Origin of the sequence: Streptomyces sp. NPDC093591, assembly GCF_044764885.1 — a bacterium.
GTDB lineage: Bacteria > Actinomycetota > Actinomycetes > Streptomycetales > Streptomycetaceae > Streptomyces.
Map to the genome: position 1 here is coordinate 138778 of NZ_JBIWIY010000024.1, position 23570 is coordinate 162347.

The following is a 23570-nucleotide window of genomic DNA, read 5'->3' on the forward strand; positions in this document are numbered from 1 at the left end:
TTTGCCCGGGTTGTCCGGTTTGGTCAGGTGATTCCCGTGGAGGGTGAGGACGCGTGGGCGTTCGGTGTGGGCTCGGCGTCCGGCGGCGGTGTTGACGTATCCGGCGAGATTGGGCGCGCTGCGGATCAAGTCGCGGACGGCGGCGGGCACGGCAGGCGTGTTACGGATCCTGACCTGGGGTTTGTTTTCTCCGGAGACGACATCTCGCACCCAGTGGGGGGTGTTTCCCACAGTCCGGTGGCCGCGAGCTCAGGAGGCGATCTCGGCCGCACTTGCCTGCTCGGCGAGCAGGTCGGTGAGGGCGTGGACGGTCTCGCTGGACCACTTCTTCGCTCCATAGAGACGGCGGCGGCGTCGGATGCGCGGGACTTGGGCGGCGTGCGGGCAGGGCAGGCCGTCGACGGTGACGACCTGCACGAGTGGTTGTTCGTGGCGGCTGTGGCCCGGTCGTCGTCGCGGTGAATCACGGGGGTCTTCTTCCAGGGCAGAGCGTGGAGTCGGCGGTCCTGGCCGCGGTGGTGGGCGCCACGTTCGTGCAGGGCTGACGGTGTCTCAGGGACGGTTCAGGGAAGCCGCCGTGGACGGCGGGCCGAGACGCGCACGATCGCGGCCTGATGGCGGACTTCGTCCGAGGACGCTGGAGCGCCGAGCTCGAGGACCTGTTCCTGTGAGTGACCGGAAGATTCGGCCGGGTCGGCGCGGCGCCGGATGCGGGACTACGTCCGGGCCTGCTGAGCTCGGTCGGCCGCAAGAGCAGCTGGCAGTTGGCCGAGGACGCCGGTCACAACGGCCCGCACGGGCCGCAGCGCCTCGTTGGTTATGGAGCGGGTGACCGAATCGGATGGCGTCCCGCCGGGTGGTGTAGCCGGTCAACGGACCGGAACTTGCAGGTCACACCGGGTACTTCGGCCGGTTCGCGCCCTCCCGGCGTCTGGCCGGGCGCCTCCGCGTGACGCGCCCTGCGGAGAGATCGTCGCGAGCCGGATACCGGACGGCAAGGCGCATGACCGCTTCCACCGCCTCGCGGGACGCGACCTGCCCTGACTCACGAGGACACCTGGGAGTCGGCCGGTGGCACCCGCCTCCTGGAGATCTCGCACCCCGCTCCGGGACTGCCGCTCGGCCGGCCCGAACGGTTTGACCAGGTTGATCGCGTCCGGCCAGGGGGGCGGTCGTTGTTACCGCCGGTAGCCTATCTGCATGGTACCGATAAAATAAAAAGGGAAGGTTAACGGGCGTCGCGGAGTGTGCAGATATCCACGGTCATGACTTCGGGTGGTGGCTCGCCATAATGTGGCGTGAGGGTCTGATATGTGGGCATGGAATTCCTTCTTTCTTTGCAAAGTGACGGATGTTGGGGAGCGTTGGGCGTCCCGCGTCCGTGGCCTTATGGTTTGCCTGGTCGTCCGGAATCCATAGGCGAATTCGGTGGACGCGGGGGAAGCCATGGCTGACGGCGGCCGAGAAACGGTCGATATTGCGGCGACTGCACAATTTGCTGTGTCTTCGGCGCACCAGAACTTTGGACGCACATGACCACTGATGTTCCTGGTTCTCCTGCGCAGGCACCTGCCGACAGCGGTGAAGACCTGCGGAACCGGCTGACGGACCTCGCCCCGGTCGCGCAGCACTCCGTGTTGCTGGACCTGCTGAAAAGGCAGATCTCCCAAGTGGCGGAGCCGGACGGTGGCGGCCATATCGGCGCCCACGCTCCGTGGCGGCGGCTGGGCGTCTACCGGCACCTGGCGCAGCGGCTCCGGGACGGGCGCGCTGAAGCGACCGGGGTGCGGTTGCCCGCCACCGTGCTGTTCGACTACCCGACACCTGACACGCTCGCCGAGTACCTGCGCGGCGAACTGCTCGGCTCCGGGGCGGCACGGGAAGGGACTTCGGGCCCGACGGCGGCCGGGGCGGCGTACGGCGGCGGACACGCGGACGCGGCGGACGACCCGGTGGTCGTCGTCGGCATGGGCTGCCGACTGCCCGGCGGTGTGGACTCCCCGGAGGCGCTGTGGCGGCTGGTCGCCGAGGGCAGGGACGCCATCGGCGGCCTTCCGGACGACCGTGGCTGGGACCTGGACGGGCTGTACGACGCGGACCCGGAACAGCACGGCACCGCGTACACCCGGTGCGGCGGGTTCCTGGAGGGGGGTGGGTGACTTCGACCCCGGCTTCTTCGGCATAGGTCCGCGCGAGGCGCTGGCGCTGGATCCCCAGCAGCGGGCTGATGCTGGAGGTCTCCTGGGAGGCGATGGAGCGTGCGGGCATCGACCCGCAGGCGCTGCGCGGCAGCAGCACCGGTGTCTTCACCGGCGTGTCGCTGCAGGACTACGGACCCGCCTGGCACGAGGCGCAGGGGCAGATGCTCACCGGCAACGCCCTGGGGGTCGTCGCCGGCCGTATCGCCTACACCTACGGGTTCGAGGGACCGGCCCTGACCATCGACACGCAGTGCTCGTCCTCGCTGGTGGCGCTGCACGTGGCCGCGCAGTCGCTGCGCAGCGGGGAGTGCGGCCTGGCACTGGCCGGGGGCGTCACCGTGATGTCGACGCCGGGCATGCTGCTGGAGTTCAGCCGCAAGCGGGGTCTGGCCCCGGACGGGCGCTGCAAGGCGTTCTCGGCTGACGCGGACGGCACCGGCTGGGCGGAGGGCGCCGGCGTGATCCTCCTCGAACGGCTGTCGGACGCCCGCCGGGCCGGCCGGCGGGTGCTGGCGGTGCTGCGGGCCACCGGCACGAACCAGGACGGTGCGAGCAACGGCCTGACCGCGCCCAACGGGCCGTCCCAGCAGCGGCTGATACGGCGGACCCTGGAGGCCGCCCGGCTGACGGCGGCGGACGTGGACGCGGTGGAGGCGCACGGCACCGGCACCGCGCTCGGCGACCCGATCGAGGCGGGCGCCCTGATCTCCGCCTACGGCCAGGACCGGCCCGAGGACCGGCCGCTGTACCTGGGGTCGCTGAAGTCGAACATCGGGCACACCCAGGCCGCGGCGGGCGTGGCAGGGGTGATCAAGATGGTGATGGCGCTGCACCACGAACTGCTCCCGCGCACCCTGCACGTGTCGGCGCCGTCCCCGCACGTGGACTGGTCGGCCGGCCGCGTCGAGCTGCTGCGGGAGCCGGTGCGGTGGCCGCGCACCGGCCGTCCGCGCCGGGCGTCGGTGTCCGCCTTCGGGGTGAGCGGCACGAACGCGCACGTCATCGTCGAGGAGCCACCGGGCGCGGCGGCCGTCGCCGTCGAGACGCCCCTTCCGCTCGTGGTGTCGGCGCGGGCCGAGGCGCCCCTGCGTGAGCAGGCGGGACGGCTCGCCACGCACCTGGCCGACCACCCGGACATCGCTATGCTGGACGCCGGGTTGACCCTGGCAGCCCGCGCCCGCTTCGAGCATCGCGCAGCGCGCTGTCGGGGCACCGCCCGAGCGGTGCCCCGACAGGTCCCGGTCAGACGCGGCGGCGGGTGAAGCGCTGGTTGGGATTGCCGGTGTAGGTCCACTGGGAGATGCGGGCACCGTCGGTGGTCAAGTACTCCCAGACATCCATGGCCAGGCCGGACTCCCGGTTGACGAGGCTGATCACGTCACCGCCGTGGTCGACCACGCGCCACTGCTGGCCGGTGGCGCCGCTGTCGGCCTGCTGGACGACGTCCGCGCCGGTCGCGGTGCCCGTGGGCTGGAGGAACAGGCCACTGTGCAGCGCCTTGACGCGGACGTGGCCGCCGCCGGCATCGATGAACTCGAAGTGCTGGTTGGGGCGACTGCTGGTGGTCCGCTGGACGAGCCGTGCGCCGGCGGCGGTGGAAGCCTCGTTGATCTCGGCGGCCTTGCCGCTGTGCTGGGCCAGCAGGGTGTAGGGGCCCGGACCGCCGGGCGAGTCGCCCAGCTGGGCTTCCCACCTGGTGTTGGACCCGGCCGCGTCGGCCGGGAGGCGGTCCCGGGCGGCGGTGTCGCCGTACATGGTCCAGCGGGCCCAGTCGACGACGGTCCTCGGGAAGCGCTGGTCGCTCCAGAAGCTGGTGTGGCTGCCGCCGACGAAGGTGAGGAACGCCTTGGGCCAGGTGATCTCCGAGTACGCCTGCCGGGCCGAGGAGTACTGCGTGGTCGAGTCCCGGTCGCCGTGGACGAACAGGACCTTGGCCGAGACCGAGCTGGACGGATTGCCCATGTCCACGCAGGACTGGGGGGTGGCGGAGATGATCCGGCTGTCGGGCCAGGAGGTCAGCAGACCGTGGGTGACCATGCCGCCCAGGGAGTGGCCCGAGACGCCGACGCCGATGCCGGTGTTGATGTGCCCGGCCAGCGGTCCGCTCGCGTTGAGCGCGAGGGTGTTGGTGAGGATCTGCGAGACGTCCTTGGAGGTGTTGCCGTTGTTGACGTCGTTGAAGTTGTGGTTGAAGTGCGGGGCGGGGACGATGAAGCCCGCCGAGGCCAGGGCCCGGATGATGAACAGGGAGTTCTGCGGGCTGCTCCCGTAGCCGTGGGTGAAGTTGTAGACGGGGAAGACACCGGCGGCGACCGGGGCGTCCGTCACCGGACTGCCGCCGGCGGTGCCGGTGGCCGGGTAGTAGACGTACGTGGTGCACGGGCGGCTGCCGCGGGTCCAGTTGTACCGGCGCACGCCGACCGCGAACGGCGTGGTCGGCGCGGTGTCCAGTGGCCCGGCGGCGGCCGGTGCCTGCCCTGCCCCTAGCAGGGACAGGCCCACGCCCGTCGCTCCGGCCGCGGTCATGCTGAGGAAGGTCCGTCGTCGCAGGGTCATGGTGACTCCTTGGGTGCGGGGATGAGTGGAGGGTTCGGCGTTCGGCTGGTCCCGTTGCCGGGTGCGTCCCGTCGGCGCCAGAGGTCGACAGATCGACGGGTCGCGCGGCGCGACAGCGGGTCTGGGTGCTCCTGCCACCCGCGAGGGGCGGCAGGAGCGGCATGCGGTTGGTCGGGTGCACCGGATGCCGGGGTGAGTGTGGCCGTTCCGGTCGAACACGGCCTGGTTCTCCCAGGCGCTGCTGCAGTTGTTGCTGTTGGCCACCGAGTGAGCGGAGCACTGCTGTGAAGCGGTGATGATGTCGCCGGTGCCGTCGTGGTCTCGGTGGTGCGACGTCGGTGAAGCAGGCTATGAGGTGGTCACGTCGTGTTCGCCGTGGCTGGGCATGACGTCGATGACCGCCGTGACCGGTCCTGTGCCGGTCGTCCCGGTGACTGTCACCTCACCCGGCCTGTCCGTCGCGCCAGGTGGCAACGGCTGCCAGCGGACAAGGACAGCGGTGATCTTGTTGTTGGCGGTGGTGAGCATGCGGATGGAGGAGGGCAGCTTTGGGGCGGCCCTCACCATCGTGCTGGTGTAGATGGTGTCCTGGAGGATGTGCTTGGCGCGGCTGGCGTTGAAGACGTTGATGGACGCGTGCGGCTCCCACGTGTTCGCCAGTCCGGGCACGGCCCGGAACATCGGCTGGTAGCCGGCCGGTTCCCACACCAGTGCCCCTGAACCTCGGTTGTCGACCACGTCGTTGGCGGCCTGGAACACCCTGCGGATCGCGTCCGCCTGCCCCTGAATGGTTCGCGGGTACGGCGAGTTGGGCAACGGCGAGCCGTCGCCGCCCGACGCGGGGTAGGCGGTTTCGGCGATGTCGATCTCGTAGCCGGGATAGGTGGTGGCCATGGTGTTCAGGTTGAGATCCAGCGCCTCGGGCGTACCGTGCCACTCCGGGTAGTACGAGATGGCCAGCACATCGGGGTTCTGGCCCTTCGCTTTCACCCGGGTGAGGAACTGGTGCCAGAACTCCATGGTTTTGGCGAGCTTGTCCTTGTCGACGATCACGTGTATCTCGACCTTGGATGTCGGTGACGCGTCTCGGACGGCCTTGATCCCGGCCGCGGCCAGGGTGGTGAACCGGTCCCACGACTGGTCGTAGAGCTGCCGCTCCACCGAGTCGGCCGACCGCCAGTACTTCCACAGCAGGCCACCGCCGGGCTTGGACTGGTAGATATCGGCCTGGTCGACGAAATACGGCGGACTCGTCGTGCCGATGTGGGCCGCCTCGCTGCCGTACATGAAGCCATTGATGATCTCGTTGCCGACGGCCACCTTCTCCGGCGTGGTGCCCTGCCGGATCAGCCGCTTCAGATAGTCGGCGGTGAAGTCGTACACGGCATTGGACAGGTCCGCGAACTCCAGCTCGGCCCAGGCGCGTGGTTTGGGTTGCTTGCTCGGGTCCGCCCAGGAGTCCGCGTAGTGGAAGTCGATCCCCAGGCCCATGCCCCGCTGCTCGATCCACTTGGCTGAGGCCAGTGAGCGCTCCGGACCCTGGCGCGGTATCGGCGTCGGTTGACCGGTGCTCTCGCTGCGCGGCTCGTTGAATATCCGCAGCCGGCTGTACTCGATGCCACGGTCCTTGGCCACGTCGAGCAGGTGTGGCCCGGCGCCGCGGTCTTCGGCCAGGGGGTCGACCCAGTACTGCTGGTCCTGGACGTCGTCCATCCAGGACAGATCGGCGCCGAGGGTGAGGTCGTCGCGCAGGTAGTTGAAGACCTGGAGCTCGCTGACACCTGCCCGGGACCGGCCAGGCCCACTGGTGAACGTCAGCCGGACGAAGCGCGTTCCCGGCCGGGTGAACAGGTGCACGTCCCCTCGCGACACGGCCCGGTTGTGGGACCTGTCGGCGATGGCCTTCCACCGGCGACCGTCGGATGAAGCCTCGACGATGTACCGGTGGGCCACGCCACGGTCCGGGAAGAGCACCTTGACCTTGCGCAAGTTGTCGTAGGTTCCACCGAGGTCGACGGTGAGCCACTGCCGGGCGCCGGCACGACCGGGTTGCCAGGACGTCGTCGGGTCGCCGTCGATGGCCAGACGGGCGCTGGACGAGCCGGAGGCGGCCGTCGCCGAAGCCCAGGGCTTGGCAGCGATATTGCTCTCGATCGGCTTGATGTCCGCGGTTCCGAAGGTCGCGTGGGCCGGCTCGGGCACCATGAGTAGGTTCGCGGACACCATGGTGACCAGCGTCGTCGCGACCGCGATGACGCGGGGCAGACGCGTTCTGCTCATGTCCTTCTCCTGACGATGTCACGTACGGGCGGCATGGGCTGTTCCGTACGCTCTGCCGGTCGCAGAGACCGGCAGAGCACGGGGCGTCAGTCAGCCGACATCGAGGTAGTCGACGTTGGGCAGTCCGGCTGCCGCGGTCGGATCCAGTCGGATGGTGTTGCTGCCGGCGTTCAGCGGGACCGTCACGGTCTTGGTCGTCCACGTCGTCCACGCGCCGGTGGACTCGAACGAAAGAGCCCCTGCCGTGGCTCCGTTGACGACGAGGTTCGCGGGCCTCGCACCGGTGGTGGCACCATTGGCGAACCGGATCCCCAACGTCGCCGTACGGGCGGTCGCGGAGTTCACGGTGAACTCCGCGAAGGCCCCCACAGCGCCGTCGCCGTTGCAGAACCCGCTGCCGGAATAGCCGGCTTGATTCGAGTCGATCGTGCCCCGGCACTGTGCCGGAGCGGTCTCTGCCTCGTAACGCCCCGGAGGCGCTGGTGTGTCGGCAGAGGTCTTGACGAGTGAGAGCTGGTCGACGGTGACGCCGCCCGAACCCGACGCCCGCACGGTGACGGTGGCGGCCCCGCCGGGCAGCTCTATGCCGGTGAGCTCGCGCTTGGCCCAGCCGCTCGACGACGGGATGCCGAGGGTGCGCTGGCTGCCGTTGGCGCCGGTGATCACGACCTGTCCGGCGCTACCCCGAGCGTGCAGGGACAGGGTGTAGGTGCCTGCGGGCACCGACTCGACCCGCTGCTCGACGCCGCCGCTGTTGCTCACCTGGAGGGCGAAGCGAGACCCGTTCACACCACCGTTGACGTTGGTCACCGAACCGCCGAGGTTCCGCCATCCCCGCACACTGGAGACGATGATGCGGTCGGCCTGGATGTCCGGGTTGAGGATGTAGTTGTTCGCCGGCCCGACACGCCACTCCCCGGTCGTGACGTTGAACTGCCACTGGCTCACCGAGTGGAACTGCGGCCGCGCGCCGGACTTGGTGATCGGCACCCACTGGTTGTACCCGATGCCGTTCCAGGCGAAGTCGGCCCAGCGGTCGCCGGCGTAGATCACCGTGTTCTGCTTGGTGCCCTTGACCGTCACGAAGAACCCGGTCTGGGTCACGTGGCTGTAGTCCATCTCGGTGCCGGCAAGGACGTACTCGCCGCTGTAGGAGCCCTGGACGTTGCTGCTGGTCGACTCATTGACGTAGTTGACCGAGGTGTTCCAGCCGTGCAGGTCCGACGCCGCGTGGTAGTACTTGCCGTCGAGCTTGAACATGGCGTTGCCCTCGCGGCCGGCGCCGCTGCGGATCTGCACGCCTGGCTCGATCCGCAGCGAGTCGGACTCGCGGAACTTGGACACGAATCCGCGCGACCGTCCTTCGCGGTTGGAGAAGATGAGGTAGTCCTTGCCGTCCTCGTCGGTGAAGACGGTCTGGTCTCCGGTGCCGGTCGTCGGCGAGTTGGTGATCTGGGTCTGGAAGTAGCCGTAGTCGAAGGTGTCGGTGGGTGAGTCGCCCTGCAGCAGCAGGACCCCGTGCCCGCCTCCGACGTAGGCCTGGACGGCGAGCACGTACTTGCCGGTGTTCTCGTTGTACGTGACCCCGAGCCGCCCGACCCATCCTGCCTGGCCGAGGGTGGCGCCGTTTTGGATCGGGGTGGACCGTGTCGCGATCCGGTTCTCGAACTTCCAGTTCACCAGGTCCTTGGACGAGTACACCGGGATGGACCTGAAGCTGACCTCGCCGTCGTACTTCCGCGTCGGATTGGCCCGGTAGGACTCGGCGCCGAGGTAGTGCACGCCGTACCAGTAGTAGGTGTCACCGAACTTGAAGACCCCACCGCCCTGCGAATAGATGGGGTTGCCGCTGGTGTCGTTCCAGAAGGTGTTGTTCGTGATCGTCTGGAACGTGCCTTCGTCGGCAGCCTGCAGATCGCCGGCGGCGTTCATCAGGGCCGTCTTCGCCTTGGCGACCTCCGACTTGGTGGCCGATGTGTCGTCGGCTACCGCGTCCGCGGAACGCAACGCCTTGGCGAAGGGTTTCCAGGAGCCGGCCGTGTACTTCGACGGAGCGCGGGTCTCGTACTCGGACACCAGGTACTTCAGGCCACGATCCGCCACCGGTCCGGCAGCGGCGTCCTGGGCTGGGAGCTCCTTTGTCGATGTCTGCGCCGTCGATGTCTGTTGTGCCGGGGCCTGCGCCGACGCGGTGCCAGCCCAGACGGGCGCTGCTAACGACACGGACAACAAGGCGGCCGCGGCCAATTTCCAGTGCTTCGAGACGGCACGCATTCGGTATCTCAAGATGTCACCTTCCATCATTCTCGAAGGCGCCGAGGTCCGGCGCACTTCCGCTGAAGGGCAGTCCCACGTTGGTGCCCTTGTCGATCAGGGCACTGTTCGCCGCGAGGCGGAGGTGGGGCAGCACGGGCAGGCTCCCGTCGCTCTGGCGGGGCGCGTCCCAGCCGGACGTCGACACACTCTGGAACTGGGAGTCCGACAGGGGGATGCCGAGGTTCCAGGTGTTGTACGCGGCGTTCGTGCCGCTCATGTACGACGTCGCCGTTCCGGTGTAGGCGATGTTGTTGCGCAGGTTGCCCCGGCCGACGGCGGCACCGCTCGAGTTGATTCCCCGCATGTTGAAGTTGGGGTGGTTTCCGTAGCCGGTGTTGTTGAAGTAGTCGTTGGCCACCGGGTGGTGGTTGGCGTAGAAGCCAGCCGCTTTGTTGAGGAACGCCACCGAGTAGCGGACGGTGTGCTTCGGCGCGTTGGCCTCGTAGTCGCCCCCGTAGCCGCCGGACTTGAAGCCGGCTCCGTTGCCGGAGGGCGTGGTCGTCCCCGGCACGTACCCGTTGCGCCAGGCCCACGAGTTCTCGATGATCACGGGCGAGTAGGTGGAGATGAGGTCGAACCCGTCATCGGCGTTCCACCACGCGCGGGAACCCCGGAACACGTTCGCGGGGCGGCCGGCCGGCGTGTAGTGCGAACCGAACCCGTCGGCGTTCTCGCCGGGCCCGTCGTTGCTGCGCAGGTCGTAGTTGTCATGCGCGTCCGAGTTGAGGACGAGGTTGCCGCCCCCGCCGCTGATGAACAGGCCGGTACCCATGTGGTGGTGGGTGTTGATCTGCTCGAAGACGTCGTTGCTGCCGGAAACCCAGATCCCCCAGGACTCGGCGTTGCGGTTGTTGTTCTGGGGAACCCCCTTGACTTCCAGTCCTTTGAGGTGGATCCAGCTGCCGGTGACGCTGAAGCCCTTGATGCGGCAGTTGTCCGTCATCCGCGAGAAGTCGAAGACCGGTTTCTCGCCCGGCTGGGCCCAGTACCGGATCGGGTTGCCCGAGCTGCCGCTCTTGTTGAGGGTGATCGCGTCGACCTTGGCGGTCTGGCTCGAACAGGCGCTGTTCGCGCGGGTGTAGGCGTAGGTGCCGCCCCGGAAGTAGACCGTGTCGCCCGCCTTGGCGACGGCCTGTGCACGGGCGATCGATGCCCACGGGGTGGCCTGCGTGCCTGCCGCACCGTCGTTCCCGTTCGGGGCGACGTAGTAGGTGTTTCCGGCCGCCGCATCGCTCGCGGACGCCGAGCCTGGGGCCATGGCGACGGAACTCGCCGTGACCACCGAGAGCAGGAGGGCAGGGGTGCCGAACTTCGCGGTTCTCACAGCGTCATCTCCCGAGTCAGGTGATTTCCCGTGCGGCAGTAGGGCTCGTGCCTGCCTGAAGAACTCGGCGCAGGCGCAAGCTGCTTTTCGAGGGGTGGGACCACGCGCGTGTTTCTTCAGAACTTCATGGCGCCGGCGGCCAGGTTGGCGATGAAATGGCGCGAGCCGATCAGGAAGACCCCGATCAGCGGGATCACTGACATGAGTGCTCCGGCGATGACCATCGACTGGTCGGTGGTGTAGACGCCGTTCAGCTGCTGCACGGCCACCTGCAGTGTCACCTTGCCCGGGTCGGTCATCACGATCAGTGGCCACAGGTAGTCGTTCCAGATGTGGAAGAAGGTGAAGATCCCCAGGAAAGCCAGCCCCGGGCGGAGCACCGGCAGCCCCACCGTCCACCACTGGCGGAAGAACCCGGCCCCGTCGACCCTCGAGGCCTGGATCAGCTCGTCGGCGATCGCCCCCTGCGCGTACTGGCGCATCCAGAAGATCCCGAACGCGTTGGCCGCACCGGGAATGATCAGCGCCTTGAGCGAGCCGACCCAGCCGAGCCAGGCCAGGGTGACGAACTGCGGCACCAGCGCCAGCTGCATCGGAATCATGAAGGTGGCCAGCACGATCCAGAACAGCACTCTGCGCCCGGGGAAGTCGTATTTGGCGAAGGCGAAGGCGGCCAGCGAGTCGAAGAGCAGCACCAGGAACGTCACGGTTGTGGCGGCTACGACGGTGATGCCCATCGACCCCCAGAAGTCGATCCCGTCGAACACCTTGTTCATGTTCTCCCACAGGTGGGAGCCCGGGATCAGCTTGGGCGGGTAGGCGAAGATGTCCCCGGTGGTGTTCGAGGCCATCACGAACATCCAGTAGAACGGGAAGATCGTGATCAGCACGCCCAGCAGGAGCACGGCGTGGCCCACGATGGTCCGCGACCGGGCGGCGGTCTCAGCGCGCACGGGACTTCCCCTTCCGCTTGCCGGTGCCGATCGCGTCCTCGTCCCGGCCGCCGATCAGCCGCCAGTTGATGACGGAGAACACCGCGATCAGGAGAAACAGCGCCCAGCCGACGGCCGCGCCGTAGCCGAACCGGTTGAAGATGAACGCCTGCTGGTAGAGGTAGAGCACGATGGTGGTGGCCTCGCCGCCGGGCCCGCCGACGTTCCCGTTGTCGTCCACCGGGAACAGCACCTGCGGCTCGGTGAACAGTTGCAGGCCGCCAATGGTGGAGGTGACGGCGACGAACAGGATCACCGGGCGGAGCATCGGGATGGTGATCCGGAAGAAAGTCTGGCGGTTGTCGGCGCCGTCGACCTTGGCGGCCTCGAACACGTCGCTGGAGATGGCCTGCAGGCCGGCCAGGCAGATGATGGCGTTGTAGCCGACCCATCGCCAGATGGTGATCGCCGCCACGGAGATCTTCATCGCCCACGGGTCGGACAGCCAGCCGACCTCGCCGGAGTTGATCGCCCGCAGCGCGCTGTTGAGCAGCCCGGAGCTGTCGCTGAAGACGGAGCCGAGCACCAGGGTCATCGCCACGATCGAGGTGATGTTCGGGACGAAGTAGGCCACCCGGTAGAACGCCTTGAACCGCACTGCGGTGTGCAGCGCGTAGGCGATGACCAAGGCCAGAAAGACCATCGGGACGGTGGACAGGATCCAGATGATCAGGGTGTTGCCGATCGACTGCCAGAAGTCGGAGTCGGTCACCAGGTACGCGTAGTTCTCCCAGCCGATCGACCGCGTCTCTCCGATGCCGTCCCACGACATGAACGACAGGTAGATGGAGAAGCCGACCGGGAAGACGCCGAAGACGGCGAAGAGGATGAAGAACGGGGAGACCGCCGTGTACATCGGCCAGTAGCGGCGCCAGCCGGGCAGCGGCCTGGACCCGTCCGGCGGTGGCTTGGCGGTCGTCCCGCGCCGCTCGACGGTCTTCCCGCGCAGCGCATCGGCGAGGCCCATTCAGATCGCCCCCTCGCGGGTGAGTTCACGCTCGATGGTGTTCTGGGCGTCCCTCCATGCCGTGTCGACGTTCTTGCCGGACTCCACGTTGGCGAGCTCGGCGGCGAAGACGGGGTCCATCACCCGGTCGTACGGGCTCTTGTAGACGGTCCTGACCTGCCGCGCCGACGGTCCGAACACCTCGACGGTGCGCTGTCCGCCGTAGAAGGGCCGGGGCTCACGCATCTCCGGCCTGGTGAAGGAGTGCGGGGAGGAGGGGAACAGCGACATCTCCGTGAACGCCTTGACCTGGTTCTCCGGAGACTGCAGCCAGGTGATGAACTTGTAGGCCGCCTCAGGGTTCTTGGAGTACTTGGTGATCGCCAGGAACGAGCCGCCGACGTTGCCGGCGCCGCCGGGCGGGTCGGCCACCCGCCACTTGCCCTCGGTCTTCGGCGCGGCCGACTCCGGGAAGGCGAGGCCCCACCACACCGCGCCGATGCCGACCGGCTGGCGGCCACTGGTGATCACTCCGTACAAGTCGGGGGAGCCCTCCGGGGCGCCGGCCGACAGGCCGTCCCTGCCGATCCGGTAGGCCAGTTCGAATGCCTCGCGCAGTTCGGCTCTGTCGCCGATGTACCGGCCGTCCTGGGTCATGAACTTGCTGGCCAGCTGGCCCAGCCGGATGCTCCAGACGTGGCGGATGTTGGGGCAGATCACCGCGCGCTGCTGGGACCTCCGCAGTTCCTTGCCCAGGGCGATGAAGCCGTCCCAGTCCGGGGCCCGGGCGGCGAGCTCCTTCGGGTCGGTGGTGATCCCGGCTTCCTGAAGCAGGTCGGCGCGGTAGAACAGCCCGGTGGGGCCGGTGTCCATGGGGAACGCGATCATCCGGCCCTCGGGCGTGATGCACTCGCTCCACTTCCAGTCCAGGTACCGGCTCTTCAGCTCGGCCGCGCCGAAGGCGTTGAGGTCGACTAACACGTCCTGGTTGGGGAAGTAGGTGGCCACGTCGGAGTTGATGCCGATGATGTCCGGCACCAGGGACTTGCCGGCGAGCGCGGTACGCACCTTGGTGTTGAAATGGCCGCCGATGTTGGTGCGGCTGAGTCTGAAGCCCTGGGCCCCGGGAATGCCCTTCGTCTCCGCCCGGGCGACCAGCTCGTCGCTCACCGACCGGTCCCAGGTCCACAGAGTGATCTCATCCGGGTCGCCGAGCGAGCGCTGCGACCCGCAGCCGGCCGGCCCGAACCCTCCGGCGGCCGATCCGGCGCCCAGCGCCAGAAACCGTCTTCGTGACACTGCCATGGACGCGTGTACCACCTTCCGAGCGAGCGGCCCACCCCCTGATCGCTCAGGCGGTGGCCGAACAGACATCGCGAACGGCTGCTCTGGTTGAACGGGGGGCGGCGTGCTTGAGGAGGCTCGGCACCGCCGCCGACACGCTGCACACATCGCTGCCCACGAGCGCCGGTGCGGACCTCATGGCCCACAGGACGAAGTGGCCGCGCAGCTCCGTGTCCGTGAGCCCGGGCGGCCGACCTCCGGCATGCCCCGGCCGTTGATTTCGGTGATCCACGCGAACGCGGCCACTGTGGTCGCCGATGATGGCCTTGGGCGAGCACCAGTCGTACGTGAGGCAGCCCAGGCCCGAAGCGGCGAACTGGCGGGCGTCCTGCGTGTGCCCGGTCGCACCCTCGCCCCGGCCTCCTTCTTCGTCGCACGCCGCGGCCTGGTCGGAGCCAAGCCGTTTCCGTACGCCATCGTCAGGTTCAGGTAGGGACGACTGCGTCCTCGGTCTGCTGCACCGCCGTCGTTGAGGTCACCCGCGAACCGACCGGCCTCGGTTCGCGCCCACCGCCGCGTGCTACGTGAGATACGCGGCGAGCGGGAGGTTCTGGCGGCGCACGTCACCGGCGACGAGCCCTGCGACCCGCTGGGCGCCGTAGGTGTCGAAGTGGGTGTGGTCGTTGCAGAAGAAGGTGCCCAGGGGACCGCTGCCTCCGTAGTCGCCGTTGTTCGGGCAGAAGTGCAGACTGTTGTAGAGCGAGACACTGAGCGTCTGCAGGTCGATGACGGGCGCCCTGGTGACGGCGCCGGCGGCGAGGGTCTGGGTGACAAAGCCTCGGTTCTTTGTCGCTGTGCCGCCGGAGCAGGTGATGGCGGCCACCGGGGTGAGCAGCACCGGGTGCGCGCCCCGGGCCAGGGCGGCCTGCGCCATCTGGGTCATCAGCTGTTGGTACCGGGCCGGGCCGACGTGCCGGGGGCAGGCCGAGGAGGAGTCATTGATGCCGAACTGGATGAGCAGGTAGTCACCGGCCTTCATTCCGGTGGTCGAGTTCAGCATCGCCTGCCAGCGGGACGAGTACGTGGTGGACGTGAGGCGGCACTCACCGTCCGAGCCCTTGGTGCCGCTCACGTTCCCCTCGTACAGCCAGGTCTGGATGCTGCGGCCTCCGACGGCCTGGTTCTTGACGGTCACTTCGCTGTTGAACAGGGCGTCGAACTGGCTGCCCCAGCCGACCGGGCACCGGCCGGAGCTCGGGTTGGCCATGGTGGAGTCGCCGGCCAGCCACACGGTGACCGGCGCGGCGGCCGCCTGTGCGGCCGGGGCCTGGGCGCGGGAGGCACTGGTGCAGTCCGTGGCGACGCGGTCCGCCGCGGATGCGGCGCTGACACCGAGGCTCGGCAAGGCGATCACGAGCGCGGTCGTGATGAGAATCCGTAAGTTCCTCAACGGGTCCCTCCTTGGGACTGGCGCCGGGCGTCGGTCAGCGCAGGTACGAGGCCAGGGGCAGGCGCTGCTCGCGGATGCTCTGGAGCACCAGCCCGCCCATCTGGCTCGCGCCGTACTGCGAGAAGTGGGTGTTGTCCGTGACACCGTCGACGGATGAGCGCAGGAAGAGCTGTGCGGAGGCGGACGGGCCGAGGGATTCGACCAGTGTCTTGCTCTTGGTGGTCAGATCGATCACCGGCACGTTCTGCGCGGTGCCGACCGAGCGCATCTCGGCGGGCAGGTTCACTCCGAGGCCGTTGACGTGCAGTGCTGTAGGCGTGAGCCGGCTGCCGTTGAACTGCCGGCGGACCGGCGGGGTCACCAGAACGGGAACGCCGCCCTTCGCACGGACCTGCGTGATCATGGAGGTGAGGTTGCTCCGGAAGGCTGACGCGCTGGTCTGCTTGTCGTTGTGGCCGAACTGGATGAAGACCGCGTCGTTTGCCTTGACCTTCGGCAGCAGGGCCGGGAAGAGCGCCGAGTTCCTCAGGAAGCTGCCCGAACTCTCCCCCGAGTCGGCGTAGTTGGCGACGGACGCTCCGGGACCCACCGCCGGCGTGATCATCTGGCCCCATCCCGTGTACGGGGCCACGGGCTGGTCGCACACGGTCGAGTCGCCGGCCAGGTAGGCGACCAGCGGCTGGGCCGCCGGTTTCACCGAGACGGCCGACACCTGCGGGTTGGTCCCCGAGAACCGGATGTCCAGACCGGGGTTTCCGGTGCCGCCCTGGCCGGTGGGCTGCCCCTCCGGCTGCCGCACGTTGACCGTGAACGAGTACGTGGCGGCGGCACCGGCCGCCGTCTTCGTCGCCGGAAGCGTCAGGCGCCGGGCCTCCACCCACATGTCGGTCTCGGCGGCACTGGCACCGCCGATGGAGACCGTCACGTCGTAGTTGCCGGGTGAGACGGCGTAGTGACACTTGATCGGCGCGCTGCCGGAACAACCGGCCGGCAGCGCCCGCGTGGCGGCATCGGCATGCGCCGCACCGGTGCCGACCAGCATCGCGAGGGTCAGCAGACCCACTGCTCCCAGCCTGACCCCGTGCCCTTCGAGACTCAATGTCATGCCCATTACAATCACCAATCCCAGTCCTTGACCGGAGAGTTGCCCGGGTTGAGGTCCATGGCCCGCCGCTCAGGCCTGGGTGAAGCCGTTCATGATCGCGGTGGGCCGCTTGCTGGAGGAGTCCCAGGCGCCCATGTTGTAGCCGGTGAACGGGGACATGCACTCCGGCTCCCAGTAGAAGATGCCCTGCCCGCCATTGGCCTTGAGGGCCTTGATGTAGGCGACCAGCGCGGCCTGGGTGGAGGAGGCACGGTCCACCCGACCGCCGAACTCGCTCTGCAGGAATGGTTTGCCGTAGGCGTCGGAGATCTTCTTCATGTTCGCCACGATCCCGGGGGCGAGGTCGGCGCTGCCGTAGGACGAGAACACCGACATGTCCCACTTGCCGCCGCTCGCCGCGTAGCGGCTGAAGAACGTCGTCATCACGTCGTACTTCTGCGGCTGGGCCAGGTGGATACACACGGTCGAGTTCGGTGACACCGCCTTGACCTGGTCGTATGCGGCGTTGAGCAGCCCCGTCATCTGCGCCCCGTTGGAGACGCTGCCGACCGGGCGGCAGATCCCGCTGTTGATCTCGTTGCCGATCTGCACCCAGATGGGCAGCACGTCGTTGTTCCTCATGACCGTCATGGTCTGGTTCACGTACGCGCCCATCGCGGTGCGCATCTGGCTGTAGCTCATGTTCCGCCAGGCCGCGGGCGGGTTCTGCACGCCGACGGAGTTCCAGGTGTCGCCGAACATGTAGTCGAGCATGATCGACATCCCGGCGGCCTTGACCCGCTTGGCGAAGGCGGCCACCTCGTTGATGCCGCAGTGCCCGTTGGCCGGGTCGTTGGACGGCTTGACGAAGGTGCGCAGGCGTACGGCGGTGATGCCGTAACCCTTGAGGATCGTCAGCAAATCCTGGGTCTGCCCGCCGGCGTTCTTCCAGGAGTAGCCGCGCGCCTCCATCTGAGGTGCCCAGCTGATGTCGACGCCCTTGACGAAGCTCGCCGCGGCCTCGGCAGGCGTCTCGAGTTCGGCGAACGCGACAGCGGTGGCGAGCGCCCCGGCGGTGGCGGTGGTGGCCTTGAGCAGGGTTCGCCGGCTGATGTGTCCGGCAACTGGTGTGGGGGGTTGCGGGGACATGTCCGGTCCTTTCCTTCCGTCGTTCGCAGGGGAGACGTCGCGGTCGGCGGAGAGCGCGTCAGTGAGGAAGAGACTTCCAGGAGCGAGGCGGGTGATTGGGGCAACTGACTCTCACGCCCGAGGAGTTGGTGTAGCCGCGTGCGATCCAGCCGATGAGCCTCCCTCGGTGTGGCAGCAACTAAGGCAGGAGTGCTTACGAGTGGCACGTGTCGAGGGGCGCGGCCTTGGCATGCCAGGGACGCTCCTCCACGCCTGAACTGTGAGCGATCACAGAGGTGTTGGCGGCGTATGTGCGTAATCGCATCACAACGAACTTGAGGTGCATCACGCAGCTTCTCGATCGGGCACGAAGCTGTCAACCATTGCTCACCAATCCATGTAAGAAGTAGTGCGATCCTGTGGGTGGGGGCACGCCGCGCCTCGGCCGTGAGTTGTCTGAAACGGCGGGAGTCAGCGCAGTTCAAGTGCCTTTTAGGAGGAATGCAGCGACGGGACGAGGCTGCGCACGGAACATCTCGTTGACTCGCATCCGAACATGCGTGAACAGAAAAGCCCAACAGAAGCTTGACGGGCCATCAGTGAACATCTATCTTCCCAGCGAATGGGAACGTTCCCACATCTGTGGTTGGACCACCCTCTCCGCGATCTTCATACCCCCACACCGGAGGTCGTAGTGACCGCCCCGCACCGGCGTCCGCGCACCGCATTGCGCCCATGGCGATTCCAACGCAGGTCAAACAACTGGCTGTTCGGCGGCCTGACGGCCGCCACCGCACTGACCCTCTCCGCACTCACCGGAATACCGCAGACCGCGCACGCCGCGACCGCGCGGCAGGTGGAACGCCTCGACCGGGGCCGGACGCGATGCACGTGGGCGACCTCGACTCGCCCCGGCCGGGTCTGGAGGAGTTCAAGGTCGACGAGGACAGCTCCAAGCCGTCCTCCTGGACGGCGGAAGCGAGGACCGGCCAAGTCCTCTGGTCCACCCCGGCCGGCGGTGACAACGGCCGGTGCGTGTCCGGTGACATCTGGTTTGGCAGTGCGGGCGCCGAGTCGTGGTCGTCGCTCGTGAGTGGCGTCCGCAACCCCAGGGGCGCGGTGGTCGCCAGTCGTAAGCGCGGTCCAGCAACTTCCTGGCGTGGTGGGACGGCGACACTGCGCGCGAACTCTTCGACGGCACCGACATCGACAAGTACGGCACCTCCGGGCGACACCCGCCTGCTCACCGGCGCCGGGGTCCACTCCAACAACGGCACCGTCGACGCCGTCCTTGTCCGGCGACATCCTCGGCGACTGGCGCGAGGAAGTCATCTGGCCGACGTCCGACAACACGGCCCTGCGGATCTACTCCACGCCGTACCAGACCAATACGCGGATCACGACCATCCTCCACGACACCCAGTACCGCACGGCCCTGGCCTGGCAGAACACTGCCTACAACCAGCCCCCCGCACCCCAGCTCCTTCATCGGCGGCAACATGCCTACGCCACCCCGCCCCACCGTCGCGCTGCCGAGCAGTCACTGAGCTGGACAGCGGCGTGCGGTTCCGGTCGGGCTGGGCCAGCCGGATCAGATGGTCCCGTTCCTCCTCGGCCAGACGCAGTGTGTGGGCCACGGCGGCCATCACCTCGGTCGACATGGTTTCGCCGTAGCCCTGTTCCAGGCGTGCGTAGTACGCGTATGACACTCCCGCCGGCTCCTCGCGCCGCAGCCCGGGTACCCACCGCCGCTCGTATGAGGGCAGGCCGATGTCCTCCGGATTGAGCCGGGCTCTGAGAGACCGCAGAACCTACTGAACTCGGCACGCCGGCCAGCCCGGCAGACACCTCGTCGTCGGTCGCTACACGTGAAGACATCGCTGTCCTCCGTTTGTCAAACGTGCTCCCAGATGCGGAGCAGCGTAGCTTCTCCGGCTGGTCGGCGCGCAGTTGACGAGATCGCACACCGTGTGGCATCACCACTCGGCCCAACTGCGCGCCCACGAGTTGTCCAGAGGTATGTACCCGTCGCCGAGACTCGGGTCCTGCTACGTGCCGGACGGAAGGCCGGAGGCGGCGACACTGCCGCTGACGCCGGTCATGATGGCGTTGATGATGCCCTGCTGGGTGACCGTGAGGGAGCGCCGGTTGAACAGCCCGAACCCGTACCGATCGGTTGCACCGTTGTCCCAGTAGATGGAGGCCGCGCCGTACTTCTTGGCGGTGGCTGCGACGGCCCGTGCGAAGTCCGCGCGATACCTGTTGTTCGACGAATCGAAGGATGACTTGTCGATGGCGCCGTATTCGCCCACCACCACCGGATACCCCTTCGTGACGAACACGTCGCGCATCATCTTGAACTGCGCGTCCAGATAGTCCTCCTGTCCCCAGGTCGACGTCCTCGACGGGTTGGTCGCTGCTCGGCCCCATTGCGTGATGGTGCCGCTTTCCTCTCCGGCGAAGTCCCAGGGGGCGTAGTGATGAACGGAGATCATGATCCGCCGCTCGTTTGCCGGAATGGAGGGGGAGCGGTACTGGTCGGACGGAAGGGCGAAGCCGTAATTCCCCGCGGTGTAATCGATGTTCGTGTTCCAGCCGGCCACGAGCAGCCACCTCGAACTGTTGTTGCCGCCCGTCTTCCGCACGGTGTCCACGAAGATCTGGTTGTAGCTGTTGATGTTCGAGTAGCACGGTTGGGTCGGACGGCCGTACTGCCCGTCGAACTCCTCGTTCATGGACTCCAGGATCAGGCGCTGGTCGTAGTTCTTGAACCTGTTCGCGATCTGCTGCCAAGCTTTCTCGTACTTGGCCTTGATCGTCGCCTGGGAGGGTGAATCGCAGATCAGCCAGGAGCCGTTGACGCTCTTGTACCCGTCGCCGTGCATGTTGATCAGCACATGCAGGCCCCTGTTATAAGCGTAGTTGACGACCTCTTGGACTCTGTTCAGCCAGGAGGCGTTGATCGTGTAATTCGGGCCGGACCCTATGTATCCCAGGTAGGAGACCGGGATGCGGATCGTCTTGAAGCCCGCCGCCTTTACTTTGTCGATGAGGGCCTGCGATACCGTCGGCTGGCCCCACGCTGTTTCACTGGGGTATCCGTTGGTGGTGGCTTCGAGTTGGTTCCCCAGATTCCAACCCGCGCCCATGTCGGCCACGATCTGCGAAGCGCTTGACTGTGCCACGGTATCGGCCGATGCCTGATGCGCCGCGCCGTACACAGATGCGGCAACTGCCAACAGGACGGCAAGGAAAATGACTCTGATCTTCCCTGCTAGTGCAACCATGAGCTTTCCTCTCTTGCGCCCTTGAGGGTGTCGGACCCCCAAGTGGACCTATCTGTACGAGTGGGAGCGGCCGGAGCCGCCCGCCGTTCGGGCGGTGGTGCCCACGCTGGCCTGGAAGCGAACACAGTCGATTGCGCGGCGGCTGACCTTGCGGGCGTCCGCGGGCGGCCACGCACCCTGCACTGCCCGGATGCGCGGCGATCACGGCAGACCCGCGCACCCGGGCCATGCCTGGTTGCCCCTCAGCTCAGGGCGGATTCCCAGGTGGTCGTGCTGGATGCGGCGTCGGCGCGAAGGCGGTCGCGGGCCCCGGTGTCGCCGTAGAGGCTCCACCGCATCCAGTCCACGGAGGTGTTGACGGTGCGGGAGTCGCCGAAGTAGTTGCTGTGCCCGGCGCCGCGGAAGGTCAGGAACGCCTTGCCGGCGGGCAGTTCCCGGTACGCCTGGCGGGCGGAGGAGATCGGGCACGTCCCGTCCCGGTCGCCGTGCGTGAACAGGACCTTGGCGCGGACCGACGGGCTCGGGTTGCCCATGTCCACACAGGACATGGGGATCGCGGCGGTGATCCGTGCGTCCGGCCAGGCCGTGAGCAGGCCGTGGGTGGTCATGCCGCCCATCGAGTGGCCGGAGACACCGACTCCGACCGCTGGGTTGATGTGGCCGGCCAGCGGGTCGCTCGCCGTGTTGAGGGCGAGGGTCCGGGTGATGACCTCGGAGACGTCCTTGGACTGGTTGCCGTTGTAGACGTCCTGGCCACTGAGGTTGGCGAAGTGGGGGGCGGGGACGATGAAGCCGGCCTCGGCCAAGGGACGGATGATCGCCAGGGAATTCTGCGGGCTGCTGCTCAAGCCGTGCATGAACTCGCAGACCGGGAAGACGCCTTGGGCGACGGGGGCGTTGGTGACCGGGGAGCCACCGGGGGCGCCGGTGGCGGGGTAGTAGACATAGGTGGTCCACCGGCGGCTGCCGCGGCTCCAGGCGTACTGGCGCACGCCGACCGCGAACCGCTGGGTCGGAACTCCCGCCCGCGCGGTGGCACCTGCCTGGCCCGTGCCGAGCAGGGACATGCCTACGCCCGCGGCTCCGACCGCGCTCAGGGTCAGGAAGCTACGCCGCTGCATGGTCATGAAGACTCCTGGTGTGGGGGGTGTGCGGAGCGCAGCTCGGTCAGGCGCCGGGAAGAGACGTCGGTGATGCCGCGGCGGTGAGGCTGACCCGGGTGGTGGGGGGAGTGGTCGTGGGGGTGGTCAGGTCGGCGAATCGCGCACGGTGGAGGACGTTCCGGTCCTGCCCGTGGTGGTCATCGGCGTCGTGTGGCCTTGCCGGCAGAAGACGCGGCGAGCCGCTGAACACCGGCCGAACCGTGACTCATTGTGGGAGCGGCCCTCCGCGCCCACCTGCCCGCCTGTCTGATGGGGAGGTGTTGATTCTGCGGAAGCGGCGCAAGGGTGCCTCTCCTTCCACTCGTCGCGTGCCGCAACTCTGGGAGCGTTCCCACATGTCCTGCAACAGGTACATTCACGATCGGGCGCCGATCTGTCAATCGTTGGCGCCCAACTCTGTTGTCTTCGACGCGGATTCGACAGATCGCAGGCGCTGGAGGCACCGTGTGACGCCTTCGCAGCCCGCCCGATCACACTCGCGGCGGCCTGCCGTCAGCCGTGGCCGACACCCGCACTCATGCCGGCGATCGTATGGGCCCTGATGTCGGGGTGCGGCCCCTGCGCGAATCGGGTCACCACGGAGCGGACATGGTCCTGGGCCGGCTGGAGCAGTCCGTCGTACACCGCGACGCAGACTTCCCGCGCCCGCGACCGGGGCCAGCCGGACGGCAGCAGCCCGATGGGGAGCAGCGGGTCCAGAATGGGGAAGTGCCGGTAGGCGTGCATGACCTCGGTCCGTGCGCGCACCGCGTCGGCACCGGTGACACGGTCGGTGCTGATGTGCGGAAGCAGGCCGCTCCAACGGTCGATGAAAGCCCGGTAGTGCTCGGCGATGCCGGGCAGGTCCCACGCCTCGACCGGGTTGCGGTCGGCCTCCGTGTCCAGTTCCTCCTGCCGCGCGCGGAACACGGTCACCGCTCCCCGCGCCAGGTCGGCCACCTCGATCCGCCCCTTGGGGGTCAGGGGGTGCGGCGACACCCAGAGCGCGTCGTACAGCGGCGCGAATCCGCGCCACCGCAGCGCGGTGCGCAGTGCGCGCCGCCGCGTGCTCTCCTGTTCCGGGACGGAGAAGGCGATCAGTGTCCACCGACCGTCCCATGAGTCGGGTTGGGTGGTGAAGGTGGCGATCGAACTGGCGCCGCTCCACAGATCGACGGCGGCCTGCGATGTCAGCCGGTAGGAGCTGTACCGCCCTTGCCGGCTGCTCTCCAGCACCCCTCGGCGCATCAGCCTGCTGATCGTCGTACGGGCGGCACCCGCGGTCACGTTGAACTCTCCGAGCAGTGCCACGATCGCCGCCGACGGTAACCACGCCCGGACGGGGAACGTGTAGTCGGCGATCAATGTCACCGTGAGTCCCTGCGGCGATACGTCGCTTTGCCAGCCGGGCGACCGCACGGGGCCGGCGGCACCGTCACCCTCGTCGGAGAAGATCTCCTCGAGGTGGGACAGGTTCGGCAAGGTCGGCTCCGGCGCGGTGGACAGGGTCTGCATCACTGTAACGGTTGTGGAATCGCCGGGTGCGGCTCCGCCGCGATCGCTCCACCAGGCGGGATCTC

General features: G+C 67.9%; 13 protein-coding genes and 3 pseudogenes. 2 read left to right on the top strand and 14 right to left on the bottom strand.

What is annotated here, in order from left to right:
- Positions 1-33: 33 nt before the first annotated feature.
- A pseudogene (locus ACIREI_RS40325) lies at positions 34-539 on the bottom strand (ISAs1 family transposase); the annotation flags it as partial.
- Positions 540-1967: 1428 nt separating this feature from the next.
- Between ACIREI_RS40325 and ACIREI_RS40330 the strand changes: the two are divergent.
- Positions 1968-3397, top strand: a pseudogene (locus ACIREI_RS40330) (type I polyketide synthase); the annotation flags it as partial.
- 46 nt (positions 3398-3443) lie between these two features.
- On the opposite strand, the gene ACIREI_RS40335 reads toward ACIREI_RS40330, so the two are convergent.
- The 10 genes from ACIREI_RS40335 to ACIREI_RS40380 all read right to left on the bottom strand — a co-directional run bounded on the left by ACIREI_RS40335 (position 3444) and on the right by ACIREI_RS40380 (position 17582).
- The gene (locus ACIREI_RS40335) at positions 3444-4757 is read right to left on the bottom strand and encodes an RICIN domain-containing protein (RefSeq protein WP_403344299.1); all 1314 of its coding nucleotides are present in this window, start codon (positions 4755-4757) and stop codon (positions 3444-3446) included.
- Positions 4758-5105: 348 nt separating this feature from the next.
- Complete coding sequence (locus tag ACIREI_RS40340; protein WP_403344302.1) at positions 5106-7037, bottom strand: glycosyl hydrolase 53 family protein; 1932 nt, start codon at positions 7035-7037, stop codon at positions 5106-5108.
- A gap of 90 nt (positions 7038-7127) precedes the next feature.
- Positions 7128-9140, bottom strand: coding sequence for a family 43 glycosylhydrolase (locus ACIREI_RS40345; RefSeq protein WP_403344304.1), 2013 nt, complete (start codon positions 9138-9140; stop codon positions 7128-7130).
- Between the two features lie 187 nt (positions 9141-9327).
- The gene (locus ACIREI_RS40350; protein ID WP_403344307.1) at positions 9328-10677 is read right to left on the bottom strand and encodes a right-handed parallel beta-helix repeat-containing protein; all 1350 of its coding nucleotides are present in this window, start codon (positions 10675-10677) and stop codon (positions 9328-9330) included.
- 116 nt (positions 10678-10793) lie between these two features.
- The gene (locus tag ACIREI_RS40355; RefSeq protein ID WP_403344310.1) at positions 10794-11630 is read right to left on the bottom strand and encodes a carbohydrate ABC transporter permease; all 837 of its coding nucleotides are present in this window, start codon (positions 11628-11630) and stop codon (positions 10794-10796) included.
- Entirely contained in the window at positions 11620-12636 is a 1017-nt protein-coding gene (locus ACIREI_RS40360) for a carbohydrate ABC transporter permease (protein ID WP_403344313.1), read from the bottom strand. The genes ACIREI_RS40355 and ACIREI_RS40360 overlap by 11 nt, the downstream gene beginning before the upstream one ends.
- Positions 12637-13920 (bottom strand): ABC transporter substrate-binding protein, encoded by a 1284-nt coding sequence (locus ACIREI_RS40365; protein ID WP_403344316.1) that lies wholly within the window; start codon positions 13918-13920, stop codon positions 12637-12639.
- Between the two features lie 559 nt (positions 13921-14479).
- Positions 14480-15349: an SGNH/GDSL hydrolase family protein gene (locus ACIREI_RS40370; RefSeq protein ID WP_403344318.1), complete on the bottom strand. Its 870-nt coding sequence runs from the start codon at positions 15347-15349 to the stop codon at positions 14480-14482.
- Positions 15350-15383: 34 nt separating this feature from the next.
- Entirely contained in the window at positions 15384-16454 is a 1071-nt protein-coding gene (locus ACIREI_RS40375) for a rhamnogalacturonan acetylesterase (RefSeq protein ID WP_403344321.1), read from the bottom strand.
- Positions 16455-16523: 69 nt separating this feature from the next.
- Complete coding sequence (locus tag ACIREI_RS40380; RefSeq protein WP_403344324.1) at positions 16524-17582, bottom strand: glycosyl hydrolase 53 family protein; 1059 nt, start codon at positions 17580-17582, stop codon at positions 16524-16526.
- Positions 17583-18446: 864 nt separating this feature from the next.
- Here ACIREI_RS40380 and ACIREI_RS40385 point away from each other — a divergent pair.
- Positions 18447-19347: pseudogene (locus tag ACIREI_RS40385) on the top strand (hypothetical protein).
- Between the two features lie 262 nt (positions 19348-19609).
- Here the strand turns inward: ACIREI_RS40385 and ACIREI_RS40390 are convergent.
- The 3 genes from ACIREI_RS40390 to ACIREI_RS40400 all read right to left on the bottom strand — a co-directional run bounded on the left by ACIREI_RS40390 (position 19610) and on the right by ACIREI_RS40400 (position 23505).
- The gene (locus tag ACIREI_RS40390) at positions 19610-20848 is read right to left on the bottom strand and encodes a glycoside hydrolase family 5 protein (protein ID WP_403344327.1); all 1239 of its coding nucleotides are present in this window, start codon (positions 20846-20848) and stop codon (positions 19610-19612) included.
- A 242-nt stretch (positions 20849-21090) separates the two neighbouring features.
- Positions 21091-21975, bottom strand: coding sequence for an alpha/beta hydrolase family protein (locus tag ACIREI_RS40395; protein WP_403344329.1), 885 nt, complete (start codon positions 21973-21975; stop codon positions 21091-21093).
- A 528-nt stretch (positions 21976-22503) separates the two neighbouring features.
- Complete coding sequence (locus tag ACIREI_RS40400; RefSeq protein WP_403344332.1) at positions 22504-23505, bottom strand: PaaX family transcriptional regulator C-terminal domain-containing protein; 1002 nt, start codon at positions 23503-23505, stop codon at positions 22504-22506.
- Positions 23506-23570 lie beyond the last annotated feature (65 nt).

Bases quoted from the DNA above. Each gene is read 5' to 3' on its own strand.
- ACIREI_RS40335 (WP_403344299.1), bottom strand. From the start codon at position 4,757: ATGACCCTGCGACGACGGACCTTCCTCAGCATGACCGCGGCCGGAGCG.
- ACIREI_RS40340 (WP_403344302.1), bottom strand. From the start codon at position 7,037: ATGAGCAGAACGCGTCTGCCCCGCGTCATCGCGGTCGCGACGACGCTG.
- ACIREI_RS40360 (WP_403344313.1), bottom strand. From the start codon at position 12,636: ATGGGCCTCGCCGATGCGCTGCGCGGGAAGACCGTCGAGCGGCGCGGG.
- ACIREI_RS40365 (WP_403344316.1), bottom strand. From the start codon at position 13,920: ATGGCAGTGTCACGAAGACGGTTTCTGGCGCTGGGCGCCGGATCGGCC.
- ACIREI_RS40375 (WP_403344321.1), bottom strand. From the start codon at position 16,454: ATGACATTGAGTCTCGAAGGGCACGGGGTCAGGCTGGGAGCAGTGGGT.
- ACIREI_RS40380 (WP_403344324.1), bottom strand. From the start codon at position 17,582: ATGTCCCCGCAACCCCCCACACCAGTTGCCGGACACATCAGCCGGCGA.
- ACIREI_RS40390 (WP_403344327.1), bottom strand. From the start codon at position 20,848: ATGGTTGCACTAGCAGGGAAGATCAGAGTCATTTTCCTTGCCGTCCTG.
- ACIREI_RS40395 (WP_403344329.1), bottom strand. From the start codon at position 21,975: ATGACCATGCAGCGGCGTAGCTTCCTGACCCTGAGCGCGGTCGGAGCC.
- ACIREI_RS40400 (WP_403344332.1), bottom strand. From the start codon at position 23,505: ATGCAGACCCTGTCCACCGCGCCGGAGCCGACCTTGCCGAACCTGTCC.